Source organism: Streptomyces sp. NPDC088124 (genome assembly GCF_040685895.1).
GTDB lineage: Bacteria > Actinomycetota > Actinomycetes > Streptomycetales > Streptomycetaceae > Streptomyces.
Window position 1 is genome coordinate 1 of record NZ_JBFBJB010000039.1, and the last position, 20,194, is coordinate 20,194.

Below are 20,194 nucleotides of genomic sequence, written 5' to 3' on the forward strand. Positions count from 1 at the left end.
AATGTGCCGAGACGGAGCGAGCGGAGCGAGTGCAGTGCACCAGACGCCGCAAGCCCCGCCCTGCGGGCGGACGGCGCTACTTTCGAAACACGCCCCAGGGCCTCTCGTTCGGATCATGCCGGGCTCGCGTGCCCCGGCACGAGGGAGGCGACGCGCGGGCGTCGGCTCGTGCAGGTCCACCGTCGGCGCCACCGTTCCCGGTCTCCCCCTCAGCCGGCACGCGAGAGGAGGAAGTCCGCGCTGGAGGACAAGGTCGCCAGCGCCGGGTAGTCGTCCTCATCGATCCGGCAGCCGGTACGTTCACCGAGGGTCTCGACGAAGGAGAGGAAGTCCAGGGAGTCCAGTTCGAACGTCTCGCGAAGATCGGCGTCCGGTGACACGCCGTCGAAGTCGGCGTCCGGCACGACGGTCCGAATCGATCGGCTGACGTGGTCCAGTGCTTCGCTGCGGTTCACAGCTCCTCCGGTTTCTGCAGCAGTCGGTCCAGCGTGGCGAGGAAACGCGCTCCCACCGCGCCGTCGCTGGCCCGGTGGTCGGCGGAGAGGGTCGCCGTCACCGAGGGCCGCACCCCGAGCAGCCCGCGCACGGCAGTAGGGCGCTCGACCACTCGGCCGAGGCCGACCAGCGCGACCTGAGGCGGGTAGATCACGCCGAACACCGACTCGACGCCCTGGTCCCCCAGGTTGGTGACCGTGATGGTGGGGTCAGCGGTCTCGGAGGCCCGCAGCCGTCCGGTACGCGCCCTGGCGACCACGTCACGCAAGCCCGCCATCAGTTCGGGCACGGTGAGGGCGTCGGCGTCACGCAGCGCCGGAGCCACCAGTCCACCACCGCGCAGGGATACCGCGACGCCCACATGGACGCCCACGCCGGGGACGAACCGGTCCCCGGTCCAGAAGCCGTTGAGTTCGGGAACCTGCCGGGCGGCGAGGGCGACGGCTTTGAGCAGCGGTGCTACGGGTGCCAGTCGCTCGCTCACCGGGAGGCGGCGGTTGTGCTCCCGGAGCCATTCGACGGTTCCGGCCAGATCGACCGTGGTCGAGAGGTAGTAGTGCGGGATCTCCCGTTTGGCACGGCTCATCAGGTCGGCGACGGTACGTCGTATCGCCAGGGCCCTGTCGTCGTCCCGCAACGACGGGACGGGCGCGACGGCGGGGGGCTCCGGAGGTCCGGGACGGCTCTCCCCCCGCGTCACCGACCGTACATCGGCGACGCGTACCACACCGTGCTCACCGGTTCCCCGCACCTGGGTGAGGTCCACGCCCAGTTCCTCGGCCAACCGCCGGGCGTACGGGGTGGCCTGGACGCGCGTGACTCCGGTGGCGGCCCGTTCGACGTCGGCGCGGGTGATCCGGCCACCAGGTCCGGACCCGTGCACGGCGCCCACGTCCACGCCCTTGTCCTCCGCGAGGTGCCGCACGAGCGGAGAGGCCAGGCCGGCGGCGGCGCGTCCCCGCCGCCGGGGGCGGCTGGTTCCGGCGTGGGGTGACGGCGGCAGAGGGGCGGGTTCCGGTGCCGGGGAGGGCGTATGTCCCACTGCGGGTGCCCGCGCCGGGACCGGTTGGGCGTCGGCCGGCCCGATGCCGCCGGGTGTGGTGATCACGGCGAGGGGGGTCCCGACGGGCACCGTGGCGCCGGGGTCGACGAGCAGGCTGTCCACCGTGCCCGTGGTGAAGCATTCGATCTCGATGCTCGACTTCGACGTGTCCACCACGGCGACCACGTCGCCGGAACGCACGTGGTCGCCCGGCCGGACGAGCCATTCGAGGAGGGTGCCCTCGTCCATGTCGGCCCCCAGCGAAGGCATGGTGAACTCCGGCATGTCAGCCCACCGTCCGGCGCACGGCCGCGACGATGTCGTCGACCTGGGGCAGGGCCGCCGCCTCCATGTGCCGGGCGTAGGGCACGGGAGCCTCCGCCGCGCAGACCCGCTCCACCGGGGCGTCGAGTTCGTAGAAACTCTGTTCCATGATGCGAGCGGACACCTCGGCGGCCAGGCTGCCGGTGCGCCACGCGTCGTCCACCACGACGACCCGGTGGGTGCGGGCCACGGAGGCACGGATGGTGGCGTCGTCGAGAGGTCTCAAGGTGCGCAGGTCGACGACCTCGGCGTCGATACCGTCCGACACCAGCACGCGAGCGGCGTCCAGAGTCTTCGGCAGGCATCCGCCGTACGTGATCAGTGAGACATCCGTGCCCGGCCTGCGGACCGCCGCGTGGTCCAGGCCGTCGGGAACCGTGTCGGGGCCCAGTTCCCCGGAGGCGTTGTAGAGACTGCCGTGCTCGAAGATCAGGACCGGATCGGGGTCGGCGAGGGCGGGGGCCAGCATGTGGCGGGCGTCCTCCAGCGTGGCAGGGGTGAGAATCCGGAGACCGGGAATGTGCGCGTACCAGCCCTCCAGACTGTGCGAGTGCTGGGCGGCGAGCTGCCGTCCCGCTCCGGTGGCCATCCGGATCACCAGCGGAACCGGCAGTTGCCCTCCCGACATGTGGAGCAGGGTGGCCGCGTTGTTGAGGATCTGGTCCAGTGCGAGGAGACTGAAGTTCACCGTCATGATCTCCACGATCGGCCGCATACCGGCCAGGGCCGCGCCGATACCCGCGCCCACGAAGGCGGATTCCGACAGCGGGGTGTCCCGGATCCGGTCGGGGCCGAATTCCTCCAGCAGTCCGAGGCTGACCCCGAACCCCCCGCCGTAGCGACCGACGTCCTCCCCCATGAGGAAGACGCGTTCGTCCTCCCTGAGCGCCTCGCGCAGAGCTTCGCGCACCGCCTCGCGGTAGGTCGTCCTCGGCACCGTCCCGGAGGTTCCGCTCATGACCGCGTCCGCGGGGGGCTGGTGACGAACCGCAGGAGATCCTCAGGTCGTTCGGCCGGTGCCTGCTCGGCCGCCTCCACCGCGCGTTCCACCTCTGCGGCGATCGTGTCCTCCAGTTCCGCGAGGGCGGAGTCGTCCAGTTCGGCAGCCTTGCGCATGCGTTCCTGCAGCGCGGGAACGGGGTCACGGGCCTTCCACTCCGCGATCTCCTCCTTGTCGCGATAGCGGTCGGGGTCGTACATCGAGTGGGCTCGGAAACGGTACGTACGGGCTTCCAGGAAGTGCGGCCCGTTGCCGGCCCGGATCCCCGTGACGGCACGGCGGGCGGCGTCCTCGACCGCGCGTACGTCCATGCCGTCCACCGCCCAGGCGGGCATCCCGTAGGAGGCGGCGCGCATGGCCAGGTCGGTCTGGGCGTGCTCCCGGGCGAGAGCGGTGCCCATGGCGTAGAGGTTGTTCTCACAGACCAGCAGCAGCGGCAGGTGCCACAGCGCCGCGAGGTTCGCCGTTTCATGGAACTCGCCTTCGGCGAAGGCCCCGTCGCCGAAAAAGCAGCAGGTGACGTGGGGGAGTTCGCGCATGCGGTCGGCGAGCGCGAGTCCGGCCGCCAGGGGGAGCCCGCCACCGACGATGGCGCTGCCACCGTAGAAGCGGCGACTCGCGTCGAACAGGTGCATGGACCCGCCGCGTCCGCGGCTGCAGCCGGTGGCCTTGCCGTACATCTCCGCCATGATCGCTTCGGCCGGGACGCCCCTGGCCAGGGCGTGTCCGTGCTCACGGTAGGTGGAGACCACCGCGTCCTCGGGGTCCAGCGCCGCGGTCACGCCGACGGCGACAGCCTCCTCCCCGATGTAGAGGTGGACGAAGCCGCGGATCTTCGCGGCGCTGTACAACTCGACGCACCGCTCCTCGAAGCGCCGGATGCGCATCATCGCCGCGAGCAGGTCCCGTCTGTGCCGGGCGTCCGAACGAGCCGCGTTGTCGCGGGTACCCGGCCGGTCGGTGGGAGCTTTCGCGGCGGGGCTCGCCGACTCGGGGGTCGCCTTCCGTCTCTCCTTCCCCCCGGCCTTCTTCGCCTGCGGGGCAGCCCGGCCCTTCCGCCCGGACGCGGCACGAGCCGGACTCATACGGATCCCTCCAGGGTCGACACGTCACCGGTGGACAGGCCGAGTTCCCGCGCGCGCAGCAGCCGACGCATGACCTTGCCGCTGCGGGTCTTGGGCAGGTTTTGGTCGAAGGCGAGCTCCCGGGGGGCCACCGCGGGCCCCAGACGCCGTCGGGCGAAGGCGAGGAGTTCCCGCTCCAGACCGGGACTCGGCTCGATCCCCGGACGCAGCGAGACGAACGCCTTGACGAGGTTGCCCGCCACCGGGTCCGGGCGGCCGATCACTCCGGCCTCCGCGACCGCGGCGTGTTCCATCAGCACGCTCTCCACCTCGAACGGACCGATCAGATGCCCCGCCGACTTGATGACGTCGTCGGCCCGGCCGACGAACCAGTACCAGCCGTCCGTGTCCCGCCTGACCAGGTCGCCTGTCAGGTACCAGCCGCCGGCGAACGCGGCCTCGTAGCGCTCCCTGTCGTGGAGGTAGGCGCGGAACATGGACGGCCAGCCGGGCCGCAGCGCCAGCTCGCCCTCGACGTCCGGGCTCCGCACCTCCGTGACCCGGCCGTCCGTGATACGCGCTCCGCCGTCCTCGCCGCGCTCCAGTACGGTGGCCTCCACGCCCGGCAGCGGGCGTCCCATGGAGCCGGGACGGATGTCGCAGCCGGCGAAGTTCGCGATCATGATGCAGCCCGTCTCGGTCTGCCACCAGTTGTCGTGCACGGGCAGGCCCAGTACGTCCCGTCCCCACAGCACCGTCTCCGGGTCGAGTGGTTCACCGACGGACGCGACGAAACGCAGGGCCGACAGGTCGTACGCGCGGGGCAGGTCGTACGGCCCCTGGCGGGGCGTGGCGCGCATGAGCATCCGCAGCGCGGTGGGCGCGGTGTACCAGACGCTGACGCGCTGTTCACCCAGGATCCGGTACCAGCGGCGGGCGTCGTAGTCGCCCTCGTCGACGACGACGGTCACGCCGTGGGCGAGCGGGGCGATGACGCCGTACGACATGCCGGTGACCCAGCCGGGGTCGGCGGTGCACCAGTACACGTCCTCCGGGTGCAGGTCGAGCGCGTGGGCTGCCGTGGAATGGTGGGCCACCACCGCCTCGTGGACGTGGACCGCGCCCTTGGGCGTACCGGTGGTGCCGCTCGTGAAATGGAGCAGGGCCATGTCTTCCGGCGAGGTCGGCGGGATGGTGAAGCGGTCGGACGCGCCGGACATCAGTTCGTCGAAGGAGGCCGTTCCGGGCAGCTCCCCGGCGCCCGGCCCGACGATGAGCACCTGCTCCAGCCCGGGCAGCGACGCCCGCCGCCCCGCCACCTTCCGCCGGTACAGGGCCGCGGTCGTGACCAGCACGCGGGCGTCACCGAGACGCATCCGTTGCTCCACGGGGTCAGGGCCGAAGGCGGAGAAGAGCGGGCACAGCACGCTGGTGTTCTTCAGCGTGCCGAGCACCGTGGTGTAGAGCTCGGGGCAGCGGCCGAGCAGGGTGAACACCCGGTCCCCGGGGCCGAGACCGAGGGAGCGCAGGACGTTGGCGAAGCGGGCCGTACGGCGGGCCAGTTCGGCGAACGTCACGGTCGAGACCGTGTGGTCGCGGGCCACGCACCGCAGTGCTGCCTTGTTCCCACGCTCCGGCCCCGCGTGGCGGTCGACCGCCTCGAAGGCCATGTTCAGCCCGCCCCCGGGCAGCCCCGTCAGTGCGGCGCGCGCCTGTGACCACGAGAACGTGGCACGGGCACGGTCGTAGTCGGCGAGATGCGGAGCAACGCGCGGTGCGGCGTCCTTGCGGACCGTCTCCCGTCTCATGAGCGCTCCTCCTGATGCCTGCCTCTGCCCCCAGAGTGGCCGAGACCGGCACAGGCCGCATGGCGACGGACCCGCTCAGGGCTACGGCCGGTCACTTCGCGTAGCTCTCCCGCGGACGGTGCCCGGACCGAGGATCCCGATCGGGTTGCACCACGTCGGATTGCGGCGATCGTGGAGGTGTACGGCCCGGAGGCCGGACAACGCCGAGTGCGGCCTGTCACCGGCACCACCTTCGAGCCGAAGAGGCCATGGACCTGAGCGGAGGGAATGACGGGACCGGACGGTCCGCCCGCCCCTCCTTCCGGCACCGTGGAAAGGAAGGCCGTTGTGGTTGCGAGAGCCGGTATTTTCGGCGCGATGACCGGGGAACATCGCGAACAGCTCATGTCGCTCGCTCGTGAGGTGTCGTTCGCGACGGGTGAGCGCGTCTTCGACGAGGGCGGCAGGGCCGACCACTTCTGGATCATCCACACCGGCACGGTGACGCTCGATCTCCGTGTACCCGGCCGGCGGGCGGCAGTGATCGAGACTCTGGGGCCCGCGAGACTGCTGGGCTGGTCCTGGCTGGTCCCGCCGCATCGCTGGCATCTGGGGGCCGAGGCCAGCAGCCCGGTCCGCGCCTACGAGTTCGACGCGGCGACGGTCCGTGAGCTGTGCGCGAGAGACCCCGCGCTGGATCACGAGCTGTGCACCTATGTCGCCGGCGTCATCGCGCGCCGGCTCAGGGCCGCCCGGGTGCGGCTGCTGGACCTGTACGCGCCCTACGGCGCGGGGGAAGTGCCCTGACGGGGAAGCCTGGCTCCGGCCGGCCGCAATCCGGAATCCGGGGAGGGCGGACGAGCGGCGTCGGCGGTCATCCGCCGCGCGGAGGTCCGGATCCCGCAGCCGCCGCGAACACGTGGGCCTCGATACGGCGCCGGACACGTTCGGTGAGCGCGACCAGTCGCGCCGAGCTCTCCGCCCGCGGCGCGACGGGACTCCGGACGAGCCGTGCCTCCGGAGGGAGGCCGGCCAGGTCGTCGGCGAACCTCGCCCGGCTCTCCGCCGGCACCGGGCGCTCGGCCACGCGCTCTCCCCGCCGCATCACGGTGTCCAGCAGCTGATCGGCCCCGTCGGCCCCCGGCTCGTCGTGGAGCCCGATCACATCGGCGAATCCCGAGCCACGGAACACCTGCTTCCGCCCGGGGGCGGTCACCTTGGCCGGGGAGAACTTCATCACCGGCCTTCCGTCGTACTCGACCATCTTGTACGCGGAGTCCAGGTACGGAGCGTCGGCGGAGACCCCGACCCGGGTACCGACGGCGTACACGTCGATCGGCGCACCCGAACGGACCAGTTCGTCCACGGCGTACTCGTCGAGGCCGCCGCTGGCGGTGATCCGTACATCCGGCAGGCCGGCCGCGTCCAGGACGGCCCGCGCCCGCCACGCGAGTGCGGCGAGATCACCGCTGTCCAGTCGCACGGCCGAGCCGGCCGGCCGGCCCAGGTCGCGCAGGACACGCGCGGCGACCCGCACCCCCGCCTCGGTGTCGTAGGTGTCCACCAGGAAGGTCACCGGGCCGGGATGAGACCGGGCGAAGGCTCGGAACGCCTCCTCCTCCGTCCCGAACGCCTCGATGTACGAGTGCGCCATCGTGCCGACGGCGGGCATCCCCTCGGCAACGGCCGCGGCGACGTTGCTCGTGCCGTCGAAGCCGACCATGGCGCCCAGTCGGGCGGCCTGGAACCCGGCCTCGGGACCGTGGGTGCGCCGCAGGGAGAAGTCCACCACCGGGTGCCCGGCGGCCGCCAGGAAGCACCGCGCCGCCTTCGACGCGATCGTCGTCTGGTGGCTGACCTGGTTGAGCACGTACGTCTCGACCAACTGCGCCTGCGGGAGCGGAGCGGTCACCTCCAGCAGGGGCTCTCCCGCGAGAACGATCCTCCCCTCCGGCACCGCCCGCACCTGACCGGTGAACCGTGTGCCGAGCAGCGGGGCCAGATCACGGGGAGGCCGGCGCAGCGCCGAGGCGAAGGCATCGACGTCGTCGGGGCCGACCCGAAACCCGGCGAGGAAGTCGAGCGTCGACTCCAGACCGGCGGCCACCAGAAAGCCGCGGTCGGACGGCATGTCGCGTACGAACAAGCTGAACGTCGCCGGGCCGGTCATACCCTCCCGCAGATACGACATCGCCATCGTGACCTCGTACAGGTCAACGGTCGTCGCCGAGGACATCCGCAGCCGCCTCCTCCTGGACAGCGGGGAAGGAGCGGGACGCCCTGTGACCGTCCGGCACGCACGACCCTCGTCGGCTCACCTCCGGTGTCCGGCCCCGGATGGCCGGGCCCGCCAGGTGCCCGCCGGTACGCGCCACCTCCGCGTCCCCCGCGCTCCACGTCACTCTCACCACATTCCGGCGACAGCGGATCCAGGTCACGGGGCCGGATGTCCCTGCCCGCCGACCACCCGGCCCACCGGACCCCCGCGCATCCGCCCTTGTGCGGGTGACGGAGCGGCCGGTGTCCGAGCCGCTCCACGGGCCGGTCCACGGCCTCAGGGCTCCCCCGGCCCGGGGACCGGATGCGCAGGCCGGAGATCTGGGGTACTCCTCGTGGGAGAAGCACCCTGCTCAACACGAGGGCACGGCACACCGACACGCTGCGCGGAGCGCGCCCGGAGGTCTGCTCCCCCAGGCCCCCGAAGGCGGCGCACCGGGGCAGCTGTCCGGCAGCGGCCACGCGCACCTTCTCGGCCTCGTACGCGACGGAGGCAGTCACCATGGAACGAGTCATCACCGTGGGCCTCGACGGCTCACCCGAGAGCCTCGCCGCCGCGCGCTGGGGCGCGGAAGAGGCCCAGCGCCGCGGTCTCGTCCTGCGCCTGCTGCACGCGTGGCCTCTGCTGGTACCGGAGCCGACCCACGTCCCCGCGGAATTGGACCAGAACTACTGGGCGAAACGATTGGTGCACAACGCCCGGACGGAACTCCAGGCGCATCACCCGGGCCTCACCATCGTGGGCAACCTCGTGGCCGACGACGCCCAGAACGCTCTGCTCCAAGCGGCTACGGAGTGCGAGATGCTCGTCCTCGGATCCCGCGGCCTGACCCCCGTCGAGAGCTACTTCCTCGGCGACATCAGCATGATCGTCGTGGGCCGCTCCGAGCGGCCCGTGGTCCTGGTGCGCGCCGACGGGAGTACGGAGGAGGCCCGGGCGGCCGGACCCGGCGCGGTCGGCGACATCGTGGTGGCGCTGAAACTGCACGGCCCGAACGACGCGTTGCTCGACTTCGCCTTCACCACCGCGGCGGCACGGGGCCTGCCGCTGCGGGCCGTCCACGGCCACAGCACTCCGCTCCACGCCTACACCCCCTGGGGCGTGGACCACACCGTGACCCAGGAGATCGTCCAGGACGCCCAGAGGCGACTGAATCAGGCCCTCCGCCCCTGGTGTGAGAAGTTTCCGGGCGTGGAGGTGACGGACGCCATCCGTCTCGAAAGCCCCGCGAGCGTCGTCGTGGCGGCCGCCGGAGGCGCCGGACTGCTGATCGTCGGCCGACGCAGACGCCACCCCGACCTGGGGCCGCATCTGGGCTCCGTGGCCCAGGCCGCCGTTCACCACGCGCGCTGCCCTGTCGCCGTCGTCCCCCACGACTGAACCGGGCCACCCCGGAGAAGCGGTGCGACGGGCCGATCCGTGAGGATTCCGGCCGCGCGCCGCTCGTGCACCGCGTCCCTTCGCCACCGTGCCGCCGGGCGCGCGGGTCGGGCCGCCCGGGCCCGTCGTGCCGACAGGTCCCCGCCGGAGGGCCGAACGGCCGGCACCACGCCCCCGGCCAGCCCCAGCGGACCGCCTGCCCGGGGGCGAACGCTGAGGAGTGTCTCCGACGGATGCATGTCCCCGACGATCGGCTGAAGGGCACGAGATGAGATTTCGTAGGGCCGGTGACGTGATGACCGCGGACACCGTCCGCGTGGGCCCTGCCACGCCGGTCGCGGAGGTGGCCCGGTCGCTCGCGGACGACGGGATCGGCGGTGTGCCGGTCGTGGACGACGAGGACAGGGTGCTCGGAGTCGTCACCCGATCCGATCTCACACGGCACAGGGGCGGGACGGAGCACTCCGGCCAGCCCGCCGGGCCTTCGGTGGCCGGGCCGGTGGCCACCGGCCGGGCCACCGAAGGCCCCACCGCCGGAGCACTGATGTCGGCTCCGGCGGTCACGGTCCGTGCCGTGGACTCCATCGCGCTGACCGGTCGCATCATGGCCGACCGCGACGTGGGGCGGCTGCCGGTGGTGGACGAGGAGGCCCGGCTCATCGGCATCATCACCCGGCGTGATCTGCTGCGGGTGTTCGTCCGCCCCGATTCCGACCTCCGGGACGAGATTCTCGACGAGGTCGTGGTCCGCGCCCTGTACCTGGATCCCGCACCGCTCACGGTCTCCGTCGCCGACGGAGTGGTGACCTTGCGTGGCCGCCTGGGGCATGCGGCGGACGTGTCCGTCGCGGTGGGGATGGCCGCCCGCGTCGACGGGGTGGTCGCCGTGGTGAACGAGCTGACCGGTCGGCACGCTCGGGCTTCGGGATGAGATGCGACGACGATGACCGGTTCGGGAAACCTGTTCGGCGAGCTGTCCCCCGACGGGCGCGAACGGCTACGGAAAGCCGCCACGGAGGTGACGTTCCCGGATGGCACGCGCATCTTCGAGGAGGGCCGGCGCGCCGACCGGTTCTGGGTGGTGCGCAGCGGCCAGGTCGCGCTGGACCTGCATGTCCCCGGGCGGCAGGCCGCCGTCGTCGCGACGCTCGGCCCCGGTGAGCTGCTCGGCTGGTCCTGGCTGCTCTCCCCGTACGTGTGGCACCTGGGCGCGCGGGCCGTCGGCACCGTCCACGCCGAGCAGTTCGACGCGACGGTCGTACGGGCCCTGTGCGCGGCCGACCCCGCGTTCGGCCGCGCGGTGTATCTGACCGTCGCCGAGGTGGTGGCGGACCGGCTGCACCGCAGCCGTACCCGTCTCCTGGACCTGTACGGACCGCGGGGCAGCGGCACCACACCGGGGTGACCCGCCCCTGTGCGCGGCCCCCGGGGCCCGTTCGGCCCTGGTTCGCAAGGTGGGCCGGGGCCACGATGGAAGGCGTACGGAAGCCTGGTGCGCGAGCGCGTCGGAGGAGCGAGCATGAGCGAGGCACGGCGGTTCTCACCGCAGAGCCCGATCCGCGTCTTTCTGCTGGACGACCACGAGGTCGTCCGGCGTGGCCTGCGGGACCTGCTCGACGCGGAGCCGGACCTCGACGTGGTGGGCGACGCGGCCACGGTCGACCACGCGCTCGCCCGGGGGCCGGCCCTGCGGCCGGACGTGGCCGTGCTCGATGTACGGCTGCCGGACGGGGACGGGATCACGGTCTGCCGGGAGCTGCGTTCGCGGATGCCGGAACTCGCCTGCCTGATGCTGACCTCGTTCGACGACGACGACGCGCTGTTGGACGCGATCATGGCCGGGGCCGCCGGCTACGTGCTCAAGGACATCAAGGGGGCGGACCTCGTCGCGGCCGTACGGACCGTCGCCTCCGGTCAGTCCATGCTCGACCCCGCGACCACGACCCGGCTGATGAGCAGCCTGCGAGGCGAGGAGGACGCCGCCGGTGCCGAGGAGGACGCGCTGTCGCAGCTCTCGCCACGGGAGCGGGAGATCCTCGTCCTGATCGGTGAAGGTCTGACCAATCAGGAGATCGGCAAGCGCCTGTACCTGTCGGAGAAGACCGTCAAGAACCACATCTCGCGTCTGCTCGCCAAGCTGGGTGTCGCGCGGCGCGTCCAGGCCGCGGTTCTCGCCACCCAGTCCGCGGCGCGCCCCGTCACGGGCGACCACGGACTCCGCTGAAGCGCGGACGGCGGCCCGGGCCGGGACGCCGGTTCACGTGTGGACGAGCGGCACCGTCCAGACAAGCCGTGTGCCCCCCTGGCGGGGTGCCTCGACCGTCAGTCCGCCCCCGAGGCTCTCCGCCCGCCGGGTGAGGTTGTCGAGGCCGCTGCGGCGGCCGTCCGGGGTGATACCAGTGCCGTTGTCGGAGACGGACAGGGTCAGCAGACCGTCCCGGACCACGAGGGACACCTCGGCGGCGTCGGCGTGGGCGTGGCGCCCGACATTACTCAGCGCCTCGCCCAGTACGGCCACGACATGGTCCCCGGTCACCACCGGCACATCGGTGTCGATCAGGCCCTCCATCCGCACCGCGGGGGTGAAGCCGAGGGTCCGCACGGCCTCCTCGACGGCGGTGGTGACCCGGGCCCGCAGCCCCTGGCGATCGCGCGTCGTCTTGCGCGAGCGCAGTCCGAAGATCGTCGAACGGATGGTCTTGATCGTCTCGTCGAGTTCGTCCACGGCGCGCAGCAGCCGCTCACGTGCCTGCGGGTGATCCACGAACGGGAGAGCGCTCTGCAGCGTCATGCCCGTCGCGAACAGTCTCTGGATGGCCAGGTCGTGCAGGTCACGGGCGATCCGGTCACGGTCCTCCAGCAGGACGATCTCTTCTGCGTCATGGCGTCGCTCGGCCAGTTCCATGGCGAGTGCGGCCTGCCCGGCGAAGGACAGCAGCGGGTCCGTACCGGCCTCGGTGAAGGGTTCCCGTGCCTCGCTCCGCGCCAGGAGCAGGACACCCTGCACCGTGTCACCGGCGACCAGGGGCACGGCGACGGCGTACCGCAGACCGCGCCAGCGCGGCGGGCCTGCGGTGATGCGCGGATCGTGCCGTACGTCCCCGCTGATGAGCGGTTCCCGGGCCCGGAATGCCGCGCCGACGAGGGAGCCCTCGCAGGGGAGGACCAGCCCTTCGTGGATGTCCGCGTCGACACCGGTGGCGTACGCCACCCGCAGGCTCCCGTCCCCGCCGGCCGACAGCGCCAGCGCGCCCAGATCGGCGGCGAGGATCCGGCGCGCGTGACCCACGACCAGTCGCAGCACCCGCTCATCGTCCTGCCCCGACAACAGGGCGGCGACGATCTCCGCGTTCGCCTCCAGCCGGCGCTGCCGGTCGCGCGACATCTCGTACAGCCGCGCGTTCTCGATGGCCTCCCCCGCGGCCATGGCCAGGGTCAGGAGGACGGTCTCGTCCTCACCGTCGAATGCCTTGCCGCCCCGCTTCCCCGTGAGATACAGGTTGCCGAACACCTTGCCCCCCGCCTTGATCGGCACCCCCAGGAACGAGTGCATCGGCGGGTGGTTCGGCGGGAATCCGTACGAGGCCGGGTGTTCGGACAGCTCCGACAGACGCAAGGGCTCGGGGTGCCGGATCAGCTCGCCGAGGATTCCGTGGCCGGAGGGGAGGGGGCCGATCGCGCGTACCTGCTCCTCGCTCACGCCGGTGGTGAGGAACTGCGAGAGGCGGGTGGGGTCCTCGCCGACGACGCCCAGGGCTCCGTACTCGGCGTCCACGAGCACCGTGGCCGCCTCGACGATGTGCCGCAGTACCTGGGGGAGTTCCAGCTCCCGGCCGACCGCGAGGACGGCTTCGAGGAGGCTCCGCATGGACTCCCCGGTTCCACGCTCCACGGCGGCCAGATGCGCCCGCAGTTCCCGGGGCAGCACGTCCAGCCCGGGAGGCGCGCCGTCCCCCCACTTGCCGCCGTCCTCGGTCACCGTGTCCTCCGTCGGCCCCAGCCGGGCGGAGCGGAGTGCTCCACGTGTCCACGGTAACGGTCTGCGGCGGCCGGGCATCTCGGCGCCCTGCCCTCATGACCGTACGTGAGCGGATCACACGGATCAGCTCAGTCGGCGGACCGTTCCAGGACCACCTTCAGGGCCTCGTTTGCCGCGGCTTCCGAGAAGACTCCGTACGCCTCTTCCATCGCGTCGAGGCCGAAGCGGTGCGTGACCAGTGCCGACGTGGGCAGCCGGCCCGCCGTCGCCATCCGGAGCAGCATCGGCGTCGAGTGGGTGTCGACCAGCCCGGTCGTGATCGTCACATCCTTGATCCACAGCTCCTCCAGGTGGAGCGCGGCCGGTTTGCCGTGCACCCCGACATTGGCGACATGGCCGCCGGGACGCACCACCCGGGTGCACAGCTCGAAGCTCTCCGGCACGCCCACGGCCTCGATGGCCACGTCCGCCCCCTGTCCGTCGGTCAGGTCAGCGACCAGCCGTGCGGGATCCTCCTCCGAACTCACCACCGCGTCCGCCCCGAGCCCGCGTGCCGCAGCCAGCCGGGACCGGTCCGGGTCGACGGCGATGATCCGGCCGGGGCCGAACAGTCCCGACGTGGCGATCGCGGCGAGTCCGACCGGGCCCGCGCCCACCACGACCACGGTGCCGCCCGGCCGGACGCGCCCGTTCAGGACCCCCACCTCGTAGGCGGTCGGGAAGATGTCCGCGAACAGGACCGCGTCGTCGTTGCCGAGAGCGGGCTGCAACGGGTGGACGGAGAAATCGGCGAAGGGAACGCGCGTGTACTCGGCCTGGGTCCCGTCGATCCGATGCCCCAGCACCCAGCCACCGCCGCCCAGGCACTGGCCGTACCGGGACTCCCGGCAGTAACGGCAGCGGCCGCACGCGCAGATACAGGAGACCAGGACCCGGTCCCCGGGCCGTACGGACCGCACTTCGCCGCCGGTCTCCACGACCTCACCGACGGCCTCGTGGCCGAGGACCGTTCCCGGCTCGACGTCCGGTACATCCCCTTTGAGGATGTGGAGGTCGGTGCCGCAGATCGTGACGGCGTCGATCCGTACGATCGCGTCCGCCGCGTCCTCGACGGCGGGATCCGGGACCTCGTCCCAGGACGACTGTCCGGGCCCGTGGTAGACCAGTGCCTTCATGACGTCACCTCCTTCACGGTGACGAAGCGTGGCCCGGGTGTTCAGTCGTGCTGAACCGGGATGGTCCGGGTCGCGGTCTCCGCGCCGGGAACCGGAACGGTGACGGTGAGCACACCGTCCTTGTAGGCGGCTGTGGCCTCCTCGCCCCGGGCGCCGGCCGGCAGCCGCACGGACCGCATGAAGGTGCCGTAGTGGAACTCCGTGCGGTTCTTCTCCTCGGACTCCGAACTGCGTTCGGCCCGCAGGGTCAGAATGCCCTCCGCCACGGTGAGTTCGAGATCCTTGGCCGGGTCGATTCCCGGCAGCTCCGCGCGGAGGGCGTAGGTGCCGTCCGTGAGGGATTCCTCGATGCGGATGCTGTGGAGTCCCGGTACCTGGTGGAGCCAGGGGGCGCCTTCCTCCGCCCATCCCAGCAGGTCGGGCAGGCCTGAGGGCCAGCCCATCCGGCGTTCGATCTTCCCGCTCATGTCGGCCTCCTTCTGGTTCGTTCCTGCATTTCCGGCTTCTGGGTTGCGGCCTCCGGCTTCCGGCGGCACCTCACTCGTGCGGTACGACTGCCACCGGGCACGGCGCGTGGTGCACCGCCGCCGACAGCACGTGGCCGATACGCGGGGAGAGCGCGGGCCGCTTCTTCCGGCGCCCCACGACGAGCAGTCCCGTCCCGGCGATGTCGCGTACGACGGCGCGGGCCGGGCTCTCCATCCGCACGCTCTCCACCACCCGCACATCCGGGAAACGGTCGCGCCAGGGGCGCAGTGTCCGGCTCAGGTCGCGTTGTGCCCGGGTGGTCATCTCGTGGGAGATGTAAGGGTCGACGCCCCCGCGGTTGTACGCCGGGGGCGGCAGATTCCTGCCGTGCACCACCCGCAGGACGGCCGCGCGGCGGGCCGCCGTCCCGAATCCGTAGGCGAGGAGCGCGTCGGGCGTGCCGCGCAGGCTGAGTCCGAGCACCACGTCGCCGTTCTCCTCGATCGAGGCCGGATCCTCCCTGGCGCGTACGAGGACCGTCACGGTCCCGGACCGTGCCAGTACGTGCATACCGACGGCGCCGAGGAAATAGCCGGCCAGACCTGTCACGTCGCGCGAACCGAGCACCAGCGACTGCGACTTCGCCGCGGCGGCGAGCAGCGCGTCCACCGGCTCCTCCGCGACCAGGTCCTCGTACACCGGCAGGTCGGGGAAGCGCTCCTCGATCGTTCCGCACGCCTCGGCGACGATCCGCTTGGGCCAGTAGTTCCGGTCGTTCTCCCGCGGGTGGTCGCCCCGTTCGGGAGCGATCATCGCCCAGGCGTGCAGGAGCCGCAGGGTGGCGCCGCGCGCCGATGCCTCCTGTGCGGCCCAGAGCGCGGCGGAGAGCGACTCGGGGGTGCCGTCCAGCCCCACGGTGACCACCGGTTTCGCGGCATCGTCCGTCACGGCACGGCCCCGCTTCCGGCCCGGACGTCACGCCCGGTGCGGTCCGCCCGGTACGTGAGCCTCTCGGAGACCGAGACGACACCGTCCACGCTGCCGCACAGCCGTACGAGTACGGGAATCATCCCGCTGTCGTCCACCGTGCCGCGCAGGAAGACCTGCCCCTCGGTGACCTCGACGGTGACGTCCGACGGCGCGAGGCCCAGCGTCGTGCCCAGCACGTCGTGGGTGATCTCCTCACGGATCGCCGGGTCCCGCCGCAGGAAGACCCGGAGCAGGTCCGCCCGGCTGACGATGCCGAGGAGCCTGTCCGCCTCGTCGACCACGGGCAGCCGTTTGACGTTCTGCACGGCCATGAGCCGCGCGGCCTCCACGACCGTCCACTCCGGATGAGCGCACACCGCGGGGGCCGACATGATCTCTCCGGCGTCGCGGCCCTCGGCCCGGGCCCGTTCCCACGCCTCAAGGTGCGGCAGCGGTGTCCTGCCCGACAGGTCCGAGCGGTCGGCCGCCTTGCGCAGCAGATCCGCTTCCGACACGATCCCTGCCGGCCGGCCCGCGCCGTCGAGGACGGGCACGGCGCTCACGTTGTGCTCCATGAGCGTCCGGGCAATTTCCTTGAACGGTGTATCGACCCGCACGCTCACGACGTCATGGGTCATGAGTTCACTGATCCTGCGGTGATCCATGTCAAGGCTCCCTCTTGTCACCCACGGCCCCGGGCCGCGGCCACCTTCCAAGCCTGGGCTCCTGCCCTCGGTCCGGGGCAGGTGCCACCCGGCCCCTTCCGTATGACCGTGAAGCCCCCGGGCCGTAGTCCGAATGGGGCCATGAGGCACGGGTCAGGGCCTACCGGCCCCTGCCGCGAGCGGTCCATCCCGTCGGACTCTGGGAACGGAGAACACGACATGACCGGGAGGTCCTGGTGTCCGTACACACGCCGGGCAGGGTGGCCGTGGCCCACCTCGTCCGTGACGCGACCGCCGCACCGTCCATGCACAACGCGCAGCCCTGGCGCTTCCACTACGCCCGCGGCAGCCGGACCTTCAGCCTCTTCGCGGACCTGACCCGCGCCCTGCCGCACGCCGATCCCACCACCCGCGGGCTGCACATCGGCTGTGGCGCGGCGCTGTTCAACCTGCGGGTCGCCGCCGTCCACGCCCATCTGCGGCCGGTTACAGAACTGCTTCCCGACCCGGCGGTCCCCGGGCTGCTGGCGACCGTACGGCTCGACGACCCCGAGGACCGGATCGACGGACTCGCCGTGCTCCACCCGGCGATCCACGAGCGTCACACGAGCCGGTACCCCTACTCCGGCCGGCCCATCCCGGCGGAGGTCCGCCGCGCCCTCACCGAGGCGGCACACCACGAGGACGCGGATCTGGTCTTCCCGGCCGGGTCACACCTGGAGGGCGTGCTCGCCCTGATCCGGGACGCCGAAGGGTACGGCCACATGGACACGGGCAGGGAGGCTGAGACCGAGCGGTGGACACGGGACACCACCAGGGAAGCACCCGTGGACGGCATACCGGAGTATGCCTTCGGGCCGCTCAAGCGGGGCGGATCGGCTCCCGTCCGGGACTTCGCCGGCCGCGTCCCGGCCCACGGACGTCGCCTCGCCGACTTCGAGGACCGTCCTCAGCTGGCCCTGCTGCGTACCGTGCGGGACGGACCGGCCGACTGGCTGCGCGCGGGACAGGCGCTGGAACGGGTCCTGCTCATCGCCACGCTCCACGGTCTGAGCAGTTCCTTCGCCACGCAGGCACTCGAATGGCCCGACCTGCGCTGGGTGCTGCGCGACCCGGACTCAGGCTCGGGGCACGTCCAGATGGTGATCAGGCTGGGCTACGGACCGGCGGGACCGAGGACACCCCGCCGTCCGGTACCGCACGTACTGGTGGTCGAGGACTGACCACCGGTCATCAGACGAACCCGGAGGAAAGGCGGTGGGAGGGATGGAGCTTCCCGTGGTTGTGGGAGTGGACGGATCGGAGGGCAGCCTTCAGGCGGTCGACTGGGCGGCGGCCGAGGCGGAGCGCTCCGGCCGGCCCCTGAGACTGGTGCACGCCTCACTGTGGGAGCACTACGAGGGAATACGGCCGAGGCTCTCGGAGGACCGCCCCTCCGAGCAGGTCTTCGCGGAGAATCTCGTCGCGGCGTCCGAGGAACGCGTGCACCGGCAGGCCCCCGATGTGAAGGTCTCCACCGATGTGCGACCGGATGATCCCGTGACGGCGCTCCTCGACGAGGGGACCGAGGCGGCGCTCCTCGTCGTCGGGCCACGCGGCCACGGTCCGATCGTGGGCATGCTCCTGGGGTCGGTGAGCCTGGCCGTCGCCGCCCGGGCGTCCTGCCCGGTGGTCGTGGCCCGCGGCGCCGAACCGAACAGACGTTCCACGTATGGCCGTGTCGTGCTCGGGGTCGGGGAGAGCACCGGGTCCACCGCCGTGGCCCGTTTCGCCCTCTGCCAGGCGCGGGCGAGGAAGTGCGAACTGACCGCCGTACGCGTCTGGCGTTGTCCCCCGTACGAGAACATGCCGTATCCGCTGGTCGACGGGGCACAGACGCGGGCCTACCGGCAGCAGGCCGACGAGTGCCTGGACCGGGTACTCGGTGTCACCGTCCGCGATGTCCCGGAGGTCACCGTGCGGCGCAAACTCCTCCAGGGCACGGCGCACCAGGCGCTCATCGAGGAGTCGGAGAGCGCGGACCTGCTGGTCGTCGGAGCACAACGGCGGCGAGGCGTCGTCGGACTGCAGCTCGGCCGGGTCACTCACGCGATGCTGCACCACGCCCCGTGCCCCGTCGCGGTGATCCCGGAGGGGCGCTGAACGGCCGGAGGCACGACGACCGTGCCGAAGAGAGCGGGCCCACGGGAAGAACCCGGGCCCACGAAGGGAGCGATCATGAAGGCCAAGCAGTGGAGCGCGCAGATCTACCTCACCGAGGACGGTGACGAGACACGGGCGCGTGCCGTCCTGGTGACGGAGGACTCCCCGCGCACGGACACCTCGCACGTGGTGGGCAGAGGAGCGGCCCGCCGGAATCCGATCGACCGCTCCATCCCCGAGATCGGCGACGAACTGGCGGCGAGCCGTGCGCTGGAGGACCTCGCGGTCCGTCTGCACGATGTCGCGTCCAAGGACATCGTGCAGTTGACCGGGCCCGCCGATCCGTCCCTGTGGTGACGCCATGTGGTGACGCCATGTGTGGTGTCGGCCATGCATGTGTGGTGCCGTGCGGTGAAGCACCCGACATCCGTCAGCGGCCTCTGACGGATGTCGGGTGCTTCAGGCGCGCGGGACCACCGCGACCGGGCAGGGCGCGTGGTGCAGGACGGCGTGTGTGACCCGCCCCAGCGGGGAGCCGATACGGTGCGCGGGCCTGCGGGCGCCCATCACGAGCAGGTCCGCCGCGGCGTCGGCGGCCGCCTCGACCAGGGCTCCGGCGACCGAGGTGGCCCGGACGGTCTCCACCACGACCTCCAGGTCCGGGAACTCCTTCCGGACCGGTTCGACCATGTGCGACGTGGCCTCGCCCTCCGCCTCGGCCATACCGCTGAGATCGTCGACCATCGTCGCCATGGACCCCACGTTCTGGAGGAACAACCAGACGCTGACCACCCGGAGCGAGGCGTGACGCAGCCGCGCGGTCCGCGCGGCGTAGGTCAGGGCGTCCCGGTCACCGTCGTCCCGTACCGCGACCGCCACGACCCCACCCGTACCCTCCGTGGTGTGGCGCACCACGATCACCGGGCCTTTCGCCCGCGCGGCGGTCCGCAGTCCGACCGACCCCATGAGCAGGGCGGTGAACCCGCCCCGCCCCCGGGAGCCCACCACCACGGTGCCGTCCTCCCCCGCCGCCTCCAGCAGGCTCTCCGCCGGCTCGTCCCGGCTCAGCACGGTGGAGACGGGAACGTCCGCGTGCTCACGCGCCACCCGCGCCGCCGCGGTGTCGAGCGTCTCCCGCGCCTTGCCGAGGACGGTGTGGGTGTCGTCGAAGGCAAGGTACCTCGCCTGCTCGACGCCGATCGCGTGAACGATGGTCAGTGGGCCCCTCCGCGAGGCCGCCTCGCCGGCGGCCCAGAGCACCGCCCTGGTGGCATGGTCGGATCCGTCGGTGCCGGCCACCACCGGCCCGAGCGTTCGCGTACCGAACGTGCCGTTGTCGCCGTTCTCGCCCGTGCTGCCATCCATGGCCGACCTCCTCCTGGTCCGGTGCTCTTGTGGTCAGATGCCCGCCGCGGAGTACGAGGAG

The 20,194-nt window shown here is 71.9% G+C and carries 20 protein-coding genes; 8 read left to right on the forward strand and 12 right to left on the reverse strand.

Features of this window, described 5'->3' with window-relative positions; translation table 11 throughout:
- Positions 1–209: 209 nt before the first annotated feature.
- The 5 genes from AB0P17_RS28480 to acsA are packed head-to-tail and all read right to left on the reverse strand — an operon-like array spanning position 210 to position 5,733.
- A complete protein-coding gene (locus tag AB0P17_RS28480) occupies positions 210–455 on the reverse strand; it encodes a phosphopantetheine-binding protein (protein ID WP_365815012.1) in 246 nt (81 codons plus the stop codon).
- Positions 452–1,822, reverse strand: coding sequence for a dihydrolipoamide acetyltransferase family protein (locus AB0P17_RS28485; protein ID WP_365815014.1), 1,371 nt, complete (start codon positions 1,820–1,822; stop codon positions 452–454). The genes AB0P17_RS28480 and AB0P17_RS28485 overlap by 4 nt, the downstream gene beginning before the upstream one ends.
- Position 1,823: 1 nt before the next feature.
- A complete protein-coding gene (locus AB0P17_RS28490; RefSeq protein WP_365815016.1) occupies positions 1,824–2,819 on the reverse strand; it encodes an alpha-ketoacid dehydrogenase subunit beta in 996 nt (331 codons plus the stop codon).
- Complete coding sequence (gene pdhA / locus AB0P17_RS28495; protein ID WP_365815018.1) at positions 2,816–3,946, reverse strand: pyruvate dehydrogenase (acetyl-transferring) E1 component subunit alpha; 1,131 nt, start codon at positions 3,944–3,946, stop codon at positions 2,816–2,818. Before pdhA ends, AB0P17_RS28490 begins: the two co-directional genes overlap by 4 nt.
- Positions 3,943–5,733 (reverse strand): acetate--CoA ligase, encoded by a 1,791-nt coding sequence (gene acsA / locus AB0P17_RS28500; protein WP_365815020.1) that lies wholly within the window; start codon positions 5,731–5,733, stop codon positions 3,943–3,945. Before acsA ends, pdhA begins: the two co-directional genes overlap by 4 nt.
- 357 nt (positions 5,734–6,090) lie before the next feature.
- Here acsA and AB0P17_RS28505 point away from each other — a divergent pair, with 357 nt between their 5' ends.
- A complete protein-coding gene (locus AB0P17_RS28505) occupies positions 6,091–6,519 on the forward strand; it encodes a cyclic nucleotide-binding domain-containing protein (RefSeq protein ID WP_365815022.1) in 429 nt (142 codons plus the stop codon).
- Between the two features lie 67 nt (positions 6,520–6,586).
- On the opposite strand, the gene AB0P17_RS28510 is transcribed toward AB0P17_RS28505, so the two are convergent.
- Complete coding sequence (locus AB0P17_RS28510; protein ID WP_365815024.1) at positions 6,587–7,948, reverse strand: nicotinate phosphoribosyltransferase; 1,362 nt, start codon at positions 7,946–7,948, stop codon at positions 6,587–6,589.
- Positions 7,949–8,491: 543 nt separating this feature from the next.
- Between AB0P17_RS28510 and AB0P17_RS28515 the strand changes: the two genes are divergently transcribed.
- The 4 genes from AB0P17_RS28515 (at position 8,492) to AB0P17_RS28530 (ending at position 11,594) form a co-directional block, all read left to right on the forward strand.
- A complete protein-coding gene (locus tag AB0P17_RS28515) occupies positions 8,492–9,370 on the forward strand; it encodes a universal stress protein (protein WP_365815026.1) in 879 nt (292 codons plus the stop codon).
- Between the two features lie 268 nt (positions 9,371–9,638).
- A complete protein-coding gene (locus AB0P17_RS28520) occupies positions 9,639–10,301 on the forward strand; it encodes a CBS domain-containing protein (protein ID WP_365815028.1) in 663 nt (220 codons plus the stop codon).
- Between the two features lie 12 nt (positions 10,302–10,313).
- Positions 10,314–10,775: a cyclic nucleotide-binding domain-containing protein gene (locus tag AB0P17_RS28525; RefSeq protein WP_365815030.1), complete on the forward strand. Its 462-nt coding sequence runs from the start codon at positions 10,314–10,316 to the stop codon at positions 10,773–10,775.
- 114 nt (positions 10,776–10,889) lie between these two features.
- Positions 10,890–11,594: a response regulator transcription factor gene (locus AB0P17_RS28530; RefSeq protein WP_365815032.1), complete on the forward strand. Its 705-nt coding sequence runs from the start codon at positions 10,890–10,892 to the stop codon at positions 11,592–11,594.
- 33 nt (positions 11,595–11,627) lie between these two features.
- Here AB0P17_RS28530 and AB0P17_RS28535 read toward each other — a convergent pair whose 3' ends face one another.
- The 5 genes from AB0P17_RS28535 to AB0P17_RS28555 all read right to left on the reverse strand — a co-directional run bounded on the left by AB0P17_RS28535 (position 11,628) and on the right by AB0P17_RS28555 (position 16,626).
- Positions 11,628–13,349 carry a GAF domain-containing protein gene (locus AB0P17_RS28535; protein ID WP_365815034.1) on the reverse strand — a complete coding sequence of 574 codons (1,722 nt, stop codon included), beginning with the start codon at positions 13,347–13,349 and terminating at the stop codon, positions 11,628–11,630.
- A gap of 128 nt (positions 13,350–13,477) precedes the next feature.
- Positions 13,478–14,524: an alcohol dehydrogenase catalytic domain-containing protein gene (locus AB0P17_RS28540; protein ID WP_365815036.1), complete on the reverse strand. Its 1,047-nt coding sequence runs from the start codon at positions 14,522–14,524 to the stop codon at positions 13,478–13,480.
- Positions 14,525–14,565: 41 nt separating this feature from the next.
- Positions 14,566–14,991, reverse strand: coding sequence for an Hsp20/alpha crystallin family protein (locus tag AB0P17_RS28545; RefSeq protein WP_365815038.1), 426 nt, complete (start codon positions 14,989–14,991; stop codon positions 14,566–14,568).
- A gap of 70 nt (positions 14,992–15,061) precedes the next feature.
- Positions 15,062–15,940: a universal stress protein gene (locus AB0P17_RS28550; protein ID WP_365815040.1), complete on the reverse strand. Its 879-nt coding sequence runs from the start codon at positions 15,938–15,940 to the stop codon at positions 15,062–15,064.
- Positions 15,937–16,626: a CBS domain-containing protein gene (locus AB0P17_RS28555; RefSeq protein ID WP_365815042.1), complete on the reverse strand. Its 690-nt coding sequence runs from the start codon at positions 16,624–16,626 to the stop codon at positions 15,937–15,939. The genes AB0P17_RS28550 and AB0P17_RS28555 overlap by 4 nt, the downstream gene beginning before the upstream one ends.
- Positions 16,627–16,862: 236 nt before the next feature.
- On the opposite strand from AB0P17_RS28555, the gene AB0P17_RS28560 reads away from it, so the two are divergent.
- The 3 genes from AB0P17_RS28560 (at position 16,863) to AB0P17_RS28570 (ending at position 19,125) form a co-directional block, all read left to right on the forward strand.
- Positions 16,863–17,849, forward strand: a complete 987-nt coding sequence (locus AB0P17_RS28560; protein ID WP_365815044.1) for a nitroreductase — start codon at positions 16,863–16,865, stop codon at positions 17,847–17,849.
- A gap of 55 nt (positions 17,850–17,904) precedes the next feature.
- Positions 17,905–18,768 (forward strand): universal stress protein, encoded by an 864-nt coding sequence (locus AB0P17_RS28565; RefSeq protein WP_365815046.1) that lies wholly within the window; start codon positions 17,905–17,907, stop codon positions 18,766–18,768.
- Between the two features lie 75 nt (positions 18,769–18,843).
- Positions 18,844–19,125 carry a DUF1876 domain-containing protein gene (locus tag AB0P17_RS28570; protein WP_365815048.1) on the forward strand — a complete coding sequence of 94 codons (282 nt, stop codon included), beginning with the start codon at positions 18,844–18,846 and terminating at the stop codon, positions 19,123–19,125.
- A 102-nt stretch (positions 19,126–19,227) separates the two neighbouring features.
- On the opposite strand, the gene AB0P17_RS28575 is transcribed toward AB0P17_RS28570, so the two are convergent.
- A complete protein-coding gene (locus tag AB0P17_RS28575; RefSeq protein WP_365815050.1) occupies positions 19,228–20,133 on the reverse strand; it encodes a universal stress protein in 906 nt (301 codons plus the stop codon).
- Positions 20,134–20,194 lie beyond the last annotated feature (61 nt).